The sequence below is a fragment of the Streptomyces sp. NPDC007808 genome (assembly GCF_042868655.1).
GTDB lineage: Bacteria > Actinomycetota > Actinomycetes > Streptomycetales > Streptomycetaceae > Streptomyces.
In genome coordinates this window covers 99,190-113,094 of record NZ_JBIAEQ010000005.1, presented here as the reverse complement: position 1 = coordinate 113,094, position 13,905 = coordinate 99,190, and the positions used below count along the sequence as shown (strand labels likewise).

Sequence of the window (13,905 nt, the reverse complement as noted above, 5' to 3'; positions counted from 1 at the left end):
TGGCATGCTGTCGATGGCGCGATGGGCAGCGGGCAGGAGGCGGTGTGGGGTTCGACGGCGAAGTGTGGCGTGTAGGCAGCGGTGACGGCCCGGTGGGGGAGATCGTCATCGACGAGGCCGATTTCCCCTGGCTGTGGGGCCGCTTCACCCCCGGCCCCGGCTACGCCGGGGTCCGTGACCTGTTCGCGCGTGAACTCGCGCTGCTCGAAAGGGACTACGACCAGGTGTGGGAGGCGTGGGAAGCGGCGTACGACGAGATCCGAAGACGGGTGTCGCTGTCCTCGCCGAAGGGCCCCGTCGCGGAGTTCCTTCTGCACATCGAGGGGGACAGGGCCTGGTTCCGGTGGAGCGAGCAGCCCTTCGAGGACTGAGTCCCGCCGCCCGGGACGGTGTCGACGCGTGCTCGCGCCGACGACGGGCACACCTCACGCACCGTCCTTCAACCGCCCCTGCGCCGCGGCGAGTATCTCGGTCACCCGGAGCCCGAACCGCGCGTCGCACGCATGCGCGTGCCCGGTACGGGAGGCGTCCAGCAACGCGTCTCCCGCTCGGAGGAGGGCGTACACCGCACTCTCGGTGCTCTGCGGAAGGAGCTCGACCCCGGCCGCGCCCCGCAGCTCCACGGTGGCCCCCTCCGCCGCGGGTGGTGCCGTGAGGCTCAGCGCAAGCGTGCTCGACGCTCCACCGGCGTGCTCAAGGACCAGATGGACGGTGTCGCCCGGCCCGTGCGCGGCCGCTGCCACGCGCCGCACGTCCCCCAGAACCGGCAGCAGGACGGACAGCGCGTGGGGGCCGACATCCCACAGCGCGCCCTTCTCACGCCGCCACGGCGAAGCGGCGAACGGGCTGCCGTCGGCACTGAAGACCGAGCCCAGCCACTCCGCCCGCCCCGTGAACCAGTCCTTTCGGGCGGCCTGTTCGTGGATCCACGCGTCCGTCTCCGGCTGGAAGCGGACCGTGAAGAAGACGACCGAGGCCACGCCCGCCTCGTCGACGGCCTCGACGACCGCCCTCCCCTCCTCGACCGTCGTCGCCAGCGGCTTGTCCAGCAGCAGATGGCAGCCGGCCCGGGCGGCCTTCACGGCTAGGTCCGCCTGAACGGCGGGCGGCAGGGCGACGGCCACGGCGTCCACGTCGGCGAGCAGTTCGTCGACGTCGTCGTAGGCACGCACGCCGTAGCCGTCGGCCAGCTCCTTCGCGGCGGCAGGACGGCGGCCCCATACCCCCGTGAACTCCAGTTCGTCGTGGCGGCTCAGAGCCGGGGCGTAGGCCATCCGCGCCCACGGGCCGGTACCGAGGAGTCCTGTGCGCATGCAGCCGCCTCTCGCTGTCCGGAACACCCTCGACCGAGATCGGCCCGACGGCCGACGGCCGACGGCCGACGACCGACGACCGACGGATCGACCGGTCAGGGACGGTCGCAGGTGAGCCTGTCACAGGGACCCACGGACAGCGCAAGCGGCTTCACCGCCGGTCCCGGGACGAGAGACGCAGGTCGTCCGACGGCGGCGGTGCGCCTTTTCGAGAGAGTTTCGAAGTCGCCAAATCTGGGCCGGAATTCGTCTGGACCACGTCATTTCCTTGAACGCGCCTGTCCGATTCTGCTTGTGTTGCGGACCGGTGGCCGCCGTCCGGTGGCCTGTAGGGGGAATGGTTTTTGTGCTGGGCCGGCCATGGGGGCAGCAACACGCCGTGCGACAGCGGTGCGCACCGACGTCCAGAGGGCGGACGGGGCCGCTGACCGGGTGACGCGCACTCACGGCACCGGTGCCGGACCCAGGTCTGCGGCGCGTCCTGCCCATGTGCGGGCGGCCAGGCATCCGGCCTCACACCACTCGGACCTTTCATGCAGACCAGAGGAAGGTGCATGAGGTACTTCCGTCTGCTCGTCCTGGGCAACGGCATCTCGGCCTACGGCAGCTACCTGAACATGGTGGCGCTGAACGTCTTCGTCTACGACGCCACCGGCAGCGCGCTGGCGGCAGGCCTCTTCATGGCCGTACGCCTGGGGACGAGCGTCGTGTCGGGCTGGGCCAGCGGCCGGCTCGTCTCGGTCTTCGACCGCAAGCGCCTCATGGTCGGCGCCGACCTGTGCCAGGCGACGGCCCTGCTGGCGCTGCTGCTCGCCCCCGACGGCATGCGGCCAGGGCTGCTGTACGCCCTGGCCGTGGTCACGGGCGGCTGCTCGACCCTCTCGCAGGTGGCCCTGCGCAGCAGCGTCCCGGAGATCGTCGGCGCCGAGCACCGGGTCCGGGCCAACGGCCTGCTGGTGACCGGACGTTCACTCGCCATGATCGCCGGGTTCGCCTCGTCGGGTGTCGTGGTGGCGAAGTTCGGCTACACGGCGGCGTTCGCGCTGGACGCCGCGACCTTCCTCGTCTCGGCGACCGTGCTGTTCCTGCTGCCCGTGCGCACCCGGGCGGCCGAGAACACCGCCGGCGACGGCGGCGCCGAGACCTCCCGTGCCGCGCGCTGGACGGCACGGGCGCTGCTGGGCACGGCTCCCCTGCTGATGGCGATGATCGCCGTCCGGGCGGTGGACGGACTGGGCTCCTCGTCCCACAACGTCGCCCTGCCCCTCTACTCCAGCAGCCTGGACCCCGACCACCCGGCCACCTTCATCAGCCAGTTCTGGGCCACCTGGGCCATCGGCAACATCGTCGCCCAGCAGGTGATCGGCCGCGTCACCAAGAAGACCGGGCGGACACCCGGGGAGCGGGCCTTCGCGCTCGGCGCCTGTGTGATGTCCGCCGGGTTCATCGTGGTCTTCAGCGGGCTGCCGACCGTGCCCGCCGTCATCGCCGCGCTCGTCGCCGGAGCCGCCGACGGATTCACCGAGATCGTCTACGTGTCCCGGCTCCAGACCGCCCCCGACGAGCAGCGCGGCCGTCTCTTCGGGCTGTCCGCCTCGGCCGAGAACACCGGTTTCGGTCTCGGCATGCTGGTCAGCGGAGCGCTCCTGGAGACGTACTCACCGCTGCAGGTGGTCGCCGCCTTCCACGGCCTCGCGATCGGCCTGTGCGTGGGCCTGCTCCTGTGGCTCGCCGCCCGGGGCGGGAGGCCTGCCCGCGGCGACAAGGACACGGCCCACCGGGACCGACCGACCGTGACGGAGGCAAGCGGCTGATGGGTGCGAACGATCCCGACCCGATGGGCACGAGCGGTCCCGACCCGATGGGCACGAGCGGTCCCGACCCCCGCATTGCCGTCATCGGCATGGCCTTCCGGCTGCCGGGGGCCGACACGCCCGAGGAGCTGTGGCGGCTCGTCCGGGCGGGCACCGACTGCATCACACGGTTCACCGAGGAGGAGCTGGCCGCCGCGGGCGTCCCCGAGGAGGAGTACCGGGCCCCGGACTTCGTCGGCGCCTCCGGCCTGCTCGACGACATCGCCGGCTTCGACGCCCAGCACTTCGCGATGAGTTCCCGCGAGGCACGGCTCACCGACCCCCAGCACCGCATGCTCCTGGAATGCGCCCAGCACGCCCTGGAGAACGCCGGTCATCCGGACGAACGGGACGGCAGCCGCATCGGCGTCTTCGCCAGCACCGGGTACCACCTGTACACCCTGCAGAACTACCTCCTCAACAACGTCCTGCCGAGTGAACCGGCGACCGACTGGACGACGGGCATGCAGATGACCGTCGGCAACTACGCCGACTTCACGGCCACCCGGGTCGCCTACCGGCTGGGCCTGACCGGCCCCGCCGTCAACATCCAGACGGGCTGCTCCAGTTCTTTGGTCGGCGTGCAGGCGGCCGCGCAGTCGCTGCTCATGGGCGACTGTGACATCGCCCTGGTCGGTGCCACCGCCGTCCATGTGCCGCAGGTCCTCGGCTACCGCTACGTCAAGGGCTCCATCCTCTCCAGATCCGGCCGGCTGCGGGCCTTCGACGCCGGGGCCGACGGCACCGTCGGAGGCACCGGCGTCCTGGCCGTCGTACTGAAGCGGCTGACCCGGGCCGTGGCCGACGGCGACACCGTCCACGGGGTCGTCCGCGGCTGGGGCATCAGCAACGACGGCGCCGGCAAGAAGGCGTTCACCGCCCCGAGCGCCGAGGGCCAGCGAGCCGCCATTCGCCAGGCACTGCGCCGCGCCGGCGTCGGCGCGGACACCATCGGCTACCTGGAGACCCATGGCACCGGCACCCTCAAGGGTGACCCGATCGAGTTCGACGGCGCAGCCGGCGCCTACCGCGAGGACACCGACCGCACCGGCTACTGCGCCCTCGGCTCGACCAAGGCCAACATCGGCCACCTCGACGTGGCGTCCGGGCTCGCCGGGCTGGTCAAGGCCCTGCTGGTCCTGCGGCACGGCGTCATCCCGCCGATGGCGAACTTCAGCGAGCCCAACCCAGCCCTCGATCTGGACCGCAGCCCCTTCTACATCCCCCGCACCGCCCGGCCCTGGCCCGACAGCGACGTACCACGCCGTGCCGGCCTCACCTCCCTGGGCGTCGGAGGCACCAACGTCCATCTGATCCTGGAGCAGGCCCCCGAGCCGATGCCGCGGGCCGACGCCGTCCCGCCTCCCGACGTGCTGCTGGTCTCCGGCAGCAGCGCGGCCGCCCTCACCGACAACGCGCGGGCGTTCCGTGACCACGTGCGGCACCGACGACCCGCCCCGGACCTCGCGGACCTGGTCACCACCGCCGCCCTCGGCCGCGCCCACGGCCGCCACCGGCTCGCCGCGCGCGGCTCCACCCCCGCCGCCCTCGCCGACGCGCTCGACGCCTGGCTCGCGGGAACCGCCGACGCCGCGGTGACCACCGGAACCGCGCCCGGCGAGGGGCACGCGCGCGTGGCGTTCCAGTTCACCGGGCAGGGCAGCCTCCACCCGGGCGCGGCCGACGACCTCTACGCGCGTTTCCCCGCCGTACGCGAGGTGCTCGGCGCGTGCGAGGAGCACCACCGCGAACTCACCGGCGACTCACTGCTCGCCGTGCTGCTCGGGGGCCACGCCCCCGACTCCCGGGACACGGTGAGGGAGGGGGCGCCGGGGGAAGGACGTCTCGCGGACACGGACATCGCGCAGCCCGCGCTGTTCGCCCTGCAGTGCGCCCTCGTCCGCCTGTGGCACGACCTCGGAGTCGAGCCGTACGCCGTCACCGCGCACAGTGTCGGCGAGTACGCCGCGCTGTACGCCGCCGGAGCCCTGTCCCTCGACGACGGTCTGCGTCTCACCACCGTGCGCGGCACGCTGATGCGGCAGCGCTGCGCGCCCGGCGCGATGGTCGCGGCACCGCTCGACCGGGAGGCCGCCCTCGCCCTGGCCGCCGAGGTGCCAGGCCTGGAACTCGCCGTGACCAACGGGAACCGCGCCCATGTGCTCGCGGGGCCCGGCCCGGCCGTGGAGCGGGCGTGCGCCCTGCTGGACGAGCGCGGCACACCGGGGCGGCGGCTGCCGGTGACCCGCGCCTTCCACACCGCCCTGATGGAACCGATGCTGGAGGAGTTCCGCAAAGCCCTCGACGACATCGACTTCCGGCCCGTGCGGGTGCCGTTCGTCAGCGCGCTGGACGGGGCGACCCGCCCGCCCGGATGGACACCGGACGCCGAGCACCTCGTACGGCACACCCGGGAGCCCGTCCGCTTCGACGCGGCGTTGCGCGGCATCGGCGCACAGCGGCCCGACGTACTGCTCGAAATCGGGCCGCACACCACCCTCAGCGCGCCGGCCCGCCGGGCACTGCCCGAGGTACGGGTCCTGCCGTCCCTGCGGCGCGGCACCGGGCTCGGCACCTTCTGGGGGGCGGCCGCGGGGCTGCACTGCGCCGGAGCGGACGTCGGCTGGCAGGTGCTCCTGGCCGGCTGCGACGGCAGGCGCATTCCGCTGCCGGGCTACCGGTTCCAGCACAAGGACCACTGGACCGGGCCGCAGCCGACGGTCCGCAGCACGGGAACATCAGCGAGAAAGGGAGCCGAAGTGGTTCAGCAAGAGGCAGCGGTCGCACGGGTACTGCACAGCATCGTCGAGGCGACCGCCCGACACCTCGGCGAGGACCCGTCCGTGATCGACGGCGACGCGTCCTTCTTCGACCTCGGCGCCGACTCACTGCAGATGATCAGTGTGTTGCGCGAACTGGAGCAGCAGCACGAGGTCAAGGTGACGATGCGGGAGCTGTTCGAGGAGACGGGCACGCCGCTGCGGCTCGCGGAGTTCATCGCCGCCCGGATGCCGGACGCCGCGGCGGCGCCGGAACAGGCACCGCGGGAGCGGTCCGAGCCGCCCGCTCCCGCCGCGAAGCCCCACGCACCGCAGCCCCACGCACCGCAGCCCACGGCCGAGCCTCGGCCCGCTGCCGTCCAGCCCGCTCCCGTCCCGCCCGCGCCCGATCCCGCACCGGGCCCCGAGTACGCGACCCGGAGGAGCTGGAGGACCTGGCCGACAAGATCCAGCAGATGTCCCGGATACAGCTCCAGATGATGTCCCAGCTCTCCCAGCTGCTCGCCCTGCAGACCGCCTCCGTCACGGAGCGACTGAACGGCACGGTGGCCAAGTGACGACACTGGGCGGCAGGTCCGCCGCACTCGACCAGGACCTCGCGGCCATGGCCGAGCTCTCGCAGCGCATCGCCGAGCAGATGGGCGCTGCCGCCGCTCCGGCCCAGGAGGCGCCGCGCGTCCACGGCCCCCGGGTGTCGGTCGCACGGACCTCCGGCATGGTGCGGGAGGCCTCGCCGCGTTCCCAGCAGGAGCACCTGGACGACCTCGTGCGCCGCTACACCGCCAGAACCCCGACGTCCAAGCGGATCGCCCAGCGCTACCGCCGGGTCCTGGCCGACAGCCGTGCCGTGGTCGGCTTCCGCAGCGGCACGAAGGAGATGCTGTACCCGATCGCGGGCCGAAGAGCGAGCGGCGCACGGCTCCAGGACGTCGACGGCAACGAGTACGTCGACATCACCATGGGCTTCGGCGTCCTCCTCTTCGGACACGAGCCGGACTTCGTCACCGAGGCCGTCCGCGAGCACCTCTCCCGTGGCATCCAGCTCGGCCCGCGCAACATCGAGACCGGCGAGGCGGCGGAACTCCTCGCCGAACTGACCGGCCTGGAACGGGTGGCCTTCGCCAACTCCGGAACCGAGGCGAACTCGGCGGCCATCCGCCTCGCCCGGGCCGCCACGGGCCGGGACCGCGTCGTCACCTTCCGGGGCGCGTACCACGGCCACGCCGACAACGTCCTCGGCCGCGCCTCAGGCAGCGGCGCCGAGCGGCCCACCGTGCCCGTGTCCCGGGGCATCCCGCAGTCCGCCGTCGCCGATCTGCTGGTCCTCGAATACGGCAGCGACGCTGCCCTGGAGACGATCGCGAACCACGCCGGCGACATCGCCGCCGTCGTCGTGGAACCGGTGCAGAGCAGGCACCCCGCGCTCCAACCCGTCGCATTCGTCCGCAGGTTGCGCGAGCTGACCCGCCGGCACGGCATCGTGCTGCTCTTCGACGAGATGCTGACCGGATTCCGCCCCGCCCCGCGCGGCGCGCAGGAGCTGTACGGCGTCACACCCGACCTCGCCACCTACGGCAAGCTCCTCGGCGGAGGCTTCCCCATCGGCGCCATCGCCGGCCGCGCCGACATCATGGACGGCGTCGACGGCGGCCACTGGTCCTACGGCGACGACAGCTACCCGCCCGCCGACACCACCTTCTTCGGCGGTACGTACATCCAGCACCCGGTGTCGATGGTCGCCGCCCGCGCCGTCCTCACCCACCTCAAGGAACACAGCCCGCGCCTGCAGGAACGGCTGAACGCGCGCACCGCCGAACTGGCCGCGTACCTCAACGGCTTCTTCGAGGCCGAGGACTACCCGCTGCGGATGAGCCACTTCGGCTCCCAGTTCCGCTTCGAGCACCGCGCCGACATGGAGCTGCTCTACCACCACCTGATGCTGCGTGGCGTACACGTGTGGGAATGGCGCAACTTCTTCCTGTCCACGGCCCACTCCGACGGTGACATCGAGTTCGTCGCGGACGCCGTACGGGACTCGCTGCGGGAGCTGCGGTCGGCGGGATTCTTCCCCGGCGGGCGTCCCGTTGCGCCGAAGGCCGCGCCCAGGAAGCCGGCCCCTGTCACACCGCCGCAACCGCGGCAGACGGCTCCCGGCCCGCAGCCCGCACCCGCGGCCGACCCGGTGGCGGCCATGGCCTGGAACTCCGCGGCGGTCACCGGCTCGCGTACGGCTCCCGCACCCGAACCCGCGCCACGCACCACCGACTTCAGCGTCTACTTCTTCGGCGACTACCCCCAGGACACCTCCGCGCCTGGGGCCGGCCAGTACGAACTCCTCATGGACGTCGCCCGGTTCGCCGACCGGCACGGTTTCCACGCGCTCTGGATGCCCGAGCGGCACTTCCACTCCTTCGGCGGCCTCTTCCCCAACCCGGCGGTGCTGGCGGCCGCGCTGTCCCGGGAGACCGAGCGGATCCGCCTGAACGCCGGCTCCGTCGTCCTGCCGCTCCACGACCCGATCCGGGTCGCCGAGGAGTGGTCCATGGTCGACAACCTCTCCGGCGGGCGAGTCGGCATCGGCATCGCCAGCGGCTGGAGTTCCAAGGACTTCGTCTTCTTCCCCGACCGGTTCGGACGGCACAAGGAGCTGATGTACGAACAGCTGGAGGAGGTGCGGACGCTCTGGCGCGGAGACGCCGTGCGCCGCACCGGCGGCGACGGTGAGACCGAGGTACGGCTCTTCCCCCGGCCGGTGCAAGGCAGCCCGCCCCTGTACACGGCCGTCGTCGGCAACCCCGCCTCGTACGAACTCGCCGCCCGGCACGACCTGGGCATCGTCACCAACCTGATGACCCAGACCGTCGAACAGCTGCGGGAGAACATCGCCCGCTACCGCAGCACCAGGGCCCGGCACGGCCTGGACCCGGACGCCGGACGGGTGGCCGTCCTGCTGCACACCTACCTCGCCGACGACCACGACACCGCGCGCGCCGAAGCGTACGAACCGCTGTCCCGGTACATGCGTGCCTCCCTGTCCCTGTTCAGCGGCGTCACCAACAGCCTCGGGCACAGCGTCGACCTGGCCGCGCTCAGCGAGGACGACCTGGACACCGTGTTCCGCCGCGCCTACGGCCGCTACTGCGACCAGCGCGCCCTGATCGGCACGGTGGACGGCGTCCGCCCGGTCGTGGACGCGGTCAGCGCGGCGGGCGCCGACGAGATCGTGGCGCTGGTCGACTTCGGCGTCGCACCGGACGAGCTGCGTGCGGGCCTGCCGCGCCTGGACGCCCTGCGCCGCCACCACCGTCGGCCCCACGCCGACGGTTCTGCGACGCCGTCGGCCGCTTCCGTGTCCCTCCCACCCGCCGTCCCGGCCCCGCCACCCGCCGAACCCGCGCCCACCCACGCGCCCCTGTCGCCGGGGCAGGAACGCATCTGGTTCCTGGAGCGCCTCCTGCCGGGACGTACCGCCTACAACGAGATCAAGGCGATCCGCCTCGCCGGTCCTCTCGACGTCCCGGCGCTGCACGCGGCGCTGCACGCGCTCGTCGCCCGGCACGAGGGCCTGCGGACCGTCTTCCAGGAGATCGGAGGCGAGCCCCGGCAGGTGGTACGGGCACCGGCCGAGCCCGCCTTCGAGGTCGTGGACGGCACCGGCAGCCCCGACGGCACCCTGCGGGACGTCCTGTCGGCCGAGAGCGCACGCCGCTTCGACCTGGCCGACGGCCCCCTGTTCGTCACCCGGCTGGTCAGGCTCGCCGAGGCGGAGCACGTCCTCGTGCTGTCGCTGCACCACATCGTGGTCGACGCGGCCTCCGCCACCGTCCTCGCCCGTGACCTGTCCGCCCTCTACCGGGCCGAACTCGACGGCACCACCCCCGCGCTCCCGGCTCTCACCTGGAGCTACGCCGACCACGCCAGGGAACAGGCGGCGTCCGCGAACAGCCCCGAGGCCGAGGAGGACCTGTCCTACTGGCGCCGCGCCCTCGCCGGGGACCTGCCCGTCCTGAACCTGCCCACCGACCGGCCGCGCCCCGCGACGATGACATCCGGCGGCCGCGCGGTCTTCCGCACCCTGGACGCGGAACTGTCCCGCCGCCTCAGGGAGTTGAGCCGTGCCCGGCGCAGCACCCTGTTCATGACCCTGCTCACCGGGTACGCGGCGATGCTGCACCGGGTCACCGGGCAGACCGACCTCGTCGTCGGCACCCCCATCTCGGACCGCCCCGAGCGGGCCGAGCACCTGCTCGGCTTCTTCGTGAACACCCTCGCCCTGCGCGTCGACCTGTCCGGCGACCCCACGTTCGGAACGCTCCTGGACCGGGTGCGCACCGTCGCCCTCGACGCCTACGACCACGCCCGGGTGCCCTTCGAGAGGGTGGTGCGAGACCTCGCCCCGCCCAGAGCGGTCGACCGGACACCGGTGTTCCAGACGTTCGCCGAGTTCCAGCGCGCCGAACCGTTCCGCTTCGACCTGCCCGGTATCGAGGCCACCCCGCTGGACGCCGGGCCGGACAAGTCCCTGACGGACCTCACCGTGTACTTCACCGACCAGCCGCACGGCATCCGCTGCCACCTGGAGTACAACACCGACCTGTTCGACCCGCACACCGTCGACCGGTTCTTCGCCACGTTCCGGGACCTGCTCGCGGCAGCGGTCGAAGCCCCCGGGACGCCCCTGTCCCGGCTCGCCCCGGACACCGGCGACACCGCGGCCGAGGGCGAGCCCGTACCGCTGTCGTGGCGCCGCGGGCCCGCCCGTCCGCTCACGGCGACCACCGTCCACGAACTCGTCGCCCGGCAGTCGGCGGCGCACCCGGACGGCACGGCCGTGATCAGCGGCCAGGACCGACTGACGTACGGCGAACTGGACGCCCGTGCCGAGCGGTTGGCCGCCGCCCTGAACCGACGGCAGGCGACCGGTGACACCGACGGCGGGGTGGTGGCCCTGTGGCTGCCGCGCTCCACCGACCTCGTCGTCGCCATGCTCGCCGTGCTCAAGGCGGGCCGCGCCTACGTCCCGCTCGATCCCTCCCTCGGCCGGGCCCGCGCCGAGCAGGTCGTCGCCGAGTGCGGCGCCCGGATCGTGGTGACGACGCCCGACGCGGCGGCCGCCCTGAGACTGCCCCCGACCGTGACCGTCGTACGGCCCGACGCGACCGCACCGCACCCCGCGCCCGCCGCGTCCCGCGCCACCGGCCCCCAGAGCCCGTGCTGCGTCCTGTACACCTCCGGCAGCACCGGCACGCCCAAGGGTGTCGTGGTGGCGCACCGCGGCGTCGTCGACCTGTGCGAGTGGCAGCACCGGCGCTTCGCGTTCACCCCGGCAGACCGCAGCGCCGCCGTGTGCAGCCAGAGCTTCGACGCCTCCCTGCTGGAGATCTGGCCCGCGCTGACCGCGGGTGCGTCGGTGACGATCGCCGGAGAGGAACCGCGCAGGGATCCGCTCGCGCTGGCCCGGTGGTACGCCGAGCAGGGCGTGACCTTCTCCATCCTCCCCACGGCTCTGGGCGAGGAACTGCTCCGGCTGCCCGCCGCCGACCAGCCACCGCTGCGTCATCTGCTGCTGGGCGGTGACGTACTGCGCACCCGGCCACGGCCCGAGGCACCGTACGAGACCGTGAACGTGTACGGACCCACCGAGGTCACCGTGCTGTGCACCACGCACACCGTGTCCCCGCACGAGGAGGACCCCGCCCGTCCCCTCGCGATCGGACGCCCGGTCGACAACGTACGGCTGGACGTCCTCGACGCCTCCGGCGACCCGGTGCCCGTCGGTGCCATGGGCGAGCTGTACGTCGGCGGCCCGGGCGTGGCCGTCGGCTATCTGCACCGCCCCGAACTCACCGCCGAGCGCTTCCTGCCGGACCCGGAGGGCGGGCCCGACGCCGGCAGGTACCGCACGGGTGATCTGGTGCGCCTGCGCGAGGACGGGACGCTGGAGTTCTGCGGGCGTGTCGACGACCAGGTGAAGATCCGGGGCTTCCGGGTCGAGCCGGAGGAGGTCTCCCACGTCCTCAACGCCCTGGACGGCGTGCGCGAGGCGGCCGTGCTGGCCCGCCGCAACGCCCGAGGGGAGGCGTACCTCGCGGCCTACGCCGTGCCCGCCGACCCGGTCGGTCCCGCGGCCGACGACCGGCAGGCCCTCGCCGACCTCTTGGCCGAGGAACTCGCGGCCCGGCTCCCGGAGTACCTCGTGCCGCGGGCCTGGCGGGTCCTGCCCGGCCTGCCCGTGACCGGCAACGGCAAGCTGGACCGATCGGCGCTGCCCGCGCCCGACCTCGTCACCACGGCACCGGGCCGCGGTCCGAGCGGCACCGGCGCACAGCCGGCGACCGGTCACCGCACGGACGTCGAAACGCGCGTCCGGCAGCTGTGGGCGGACGAGTTCGGCCTCGACGCCGACGGCATCGCGGCCGATGCGTCGTTCTTCGACCTCGGCGGCCACTCGATCACCGCGATGCGGCTGGTCAACCGGGTCCGGGAGGAGTTCGGCGCCGAGTACCCGATGCTGAGCTTCTACGAGGAGCCGACGCTCGGCGCCATGACCGCCCAACTGGCGCGGGCGACGGGCGGCATGGCGGCGAGCATGCCGTCCGGGGCCGACGACCGGCCCGGCACCGTGGAGCGCCGGGCCCCCGCGACCCTGCAGCAGGCCCGCTTCGCCTCCGTACACGCCGACCATCGCCTCCCGCAGGTCTTCAACGTCGCCCTGCGCGTCACCCTCACCGGTGACCTGGACGTGACGTCCCTGCGCACCGCGCTGACCCGCCTGGTCGAGCGGCACGAGGGACTGCGGACCCGCCTGGCCCGCAGCGGGGACGACGGCTGGGAGCAGCAGGTCCTGCGGCCCGGCCCGGTCGAACTGCCGGTCCAGGACCTCACCGCACGGCCCGCGCCGGAGCGGCAGGCCGCGCTCGAACGCCTCAGCGCCGAGGCCGCCGAGACACCGCTCGACCCCACCGAGCGGACGCCGATGGCGGTGAGCCTGGTACGCACCGGCGAGCGCACCTGGGCACTGCTCCTCGTCCTGCACCACTCGGCCTGCGACGGCTGGTCCGTCAGCCTGCTGCTGAAGGAACTGGCCGCGCTCTACGGCTCCGCCCTGACGGGTGAACCGCACTCCCTGCCGCCCGTGCGGTGCCAGCCCGAGGCGTACGCCCGATGGCAGCTGGAGCAGGCCGACGAGGCCGCCGACGAACGCAAGCTGAGGTTCTGGCTGCGCGAACTCGACGGCGTGCCCTTCACCGTCGATCTTCCCCTGGACCGGCCCCGCCCGAAGAGCGCCAGCGGGCGGGGCGGAGCGGTGATGTTCACGGTGCCGGCCGAGACGCGGGCGGACGTCGAACGACTGGCCCGGCAGCGGGGCACGACGCCCTTCGTGGTCACGGCGGCGGCGCTGGGCCGGATGCTCGCGCAGAAGTCCGGCCAGGGCGACGTGGTCTTCAACGTCTCCTACGCCAACCGTGAGCGGCGTGCGTTCGAGTCCCTGCTGGCCTGCACCGTCGGTGGCTTCGCGCTGCCCGTCCGGGACGGCGCGGACGGTTCCTTCGCGGCGCTGACGGACCGGGTCGCCCGTACGGCGGTGGAGTGCATGGACCTGGCCATGCCGGTGCGCCGGATCGCCCCCGCGTTCCTGCGGCACAAGGGCGTCGAGGTGCCGGACCGGCTGGACGTCGGCTTCGCCTATCAGAGCTCCCTGGACGCGGAGGTCGAACTGCCCGGGCTGACCACGGCTGTCGAGGACCTCGCCCCCGCCGCGGCCCGCACGGAGCTCACGTTCGGGCTCGTCCCGGCCGGCGACGAACTGAAGGGCTTCGTGGAGTACTCGGCCGACCTGTGGGACCGCGCGACGATCGAGGGCTGGACCCGCGACTACGTCGCCCTCCTGCGCGAGGAGGTCGAACGGGCCCTCGGGCGCTGACCCCCAGGTGCTCCGCCCCGCCGCCCCGCACCCCG

5 protein-coding genes are annotated in these 13,905 nt (G+C 73.1%); 4 read left to right on the top strand and 1 reads right to left on the bottom strand.

Going from position 1 to position 13,905, the window contains the following annotated elements; all coding sequences use genetic code 11:
- Positions 1-44: 44 nt before the first annotated feature.
- Entirely contained in the window at positions 45-371 is a 327-nt protein-coding gene (locus ACFYNL_RS19670) for a hypothetical protein (RefSeq protein WP_388804873.1), read from the top strand.
- 54 nt (positions 372-425) lie between these two features.
- On the opposite strand, the gene ACFYNL_RS19665 is transcribed toward ACFYNL_RS19670, so the two are convergent.
- On the bottom strand, positions 426-1,313 hold the full coding sequence (locus ACFYNL_RS19665) for a Gfo/Idh/MocA family protein (RefSeq protein ID WP_388804870.1): 888 nt from the start codon (positions 1,311-1,313) through the stop codon (positions 426-428).
- A gap of 554 nt (positions 1,314-1,867) precedes the next feature.
- Between ACFYNL_RS19665 and ACFYNL_RS19660 the strand changes: the two genes are divergently transcribed.
- From ACFYNL_RS19660 to ACFYNL_RS19650, 3 genes are all read left to right on the top strand, one after another.
- Entirely contained in the window at positions 1,868-3,127 is a 1,260-nt protein-coding gene (locus ACFYNL_RS19660) for an MFS transporter (protein ID WP_388804867.1), read from the top strand.
- Complete coding sequence (locus ACFYNL_RS19655) at positions 3,127-6,426, top strand: type I polyketide synthase (RefSeq protein ID WP_388804864.1); 3,300 nt, start codon at positions 3,127-3,129, stop codon at positions 6,424-6,426. The genes ACFYNL_RS19660 and ACFYNL_RS19655 overlap by 1 nt, the downstream gene beginning before the upstream one ends.
- 73 nt (positions 6,427-6,499) lie before the next feature.
- Positions 6,500-13,870 carry a MupA/Atu3671 family FMN-dependent luciferase-like monooxygenase gene (locus ACFYNL_RS19650; RefSeq protein WP_388804861.1) on the top strand — a complete coding sequence of 2,457 codons (7,371 nt, stop codon included), beginning with the start codon at positions 6,500-6,502 and terminating at the stop codon, positions 13,868-13,870.
- Positions 13,871-13,905 lie beyond the last annotated feature (35 nt).

What these genes read in the sequence shown, in the direction of transcription:
- ACFYNL_RS19655 (WP_388804864.1), top strand. Translation starts at nt 3,127, where the DNA reads ATGGGTGCGAACGATCCCGACCCGATGGGCACGAGCGGTCCCGACCCG.
- ACFYNL_RS19665 (WP_388804870.1), bottom strand. Translation starts at nt 1,313, where the DNA reads ATGCGCACAGGACTCCTCGGTACCGGCCCGTGGGCGCGGATGGCCTAC.
- ACFYNL_RS19660 (WP_388804867.1), top strand. Translation starts at nt 1,868, where the DNA reads ATGAGGTACTTCCGTCTGCTCGTCCTGGGCAACGGCATCTCGGCCTAC.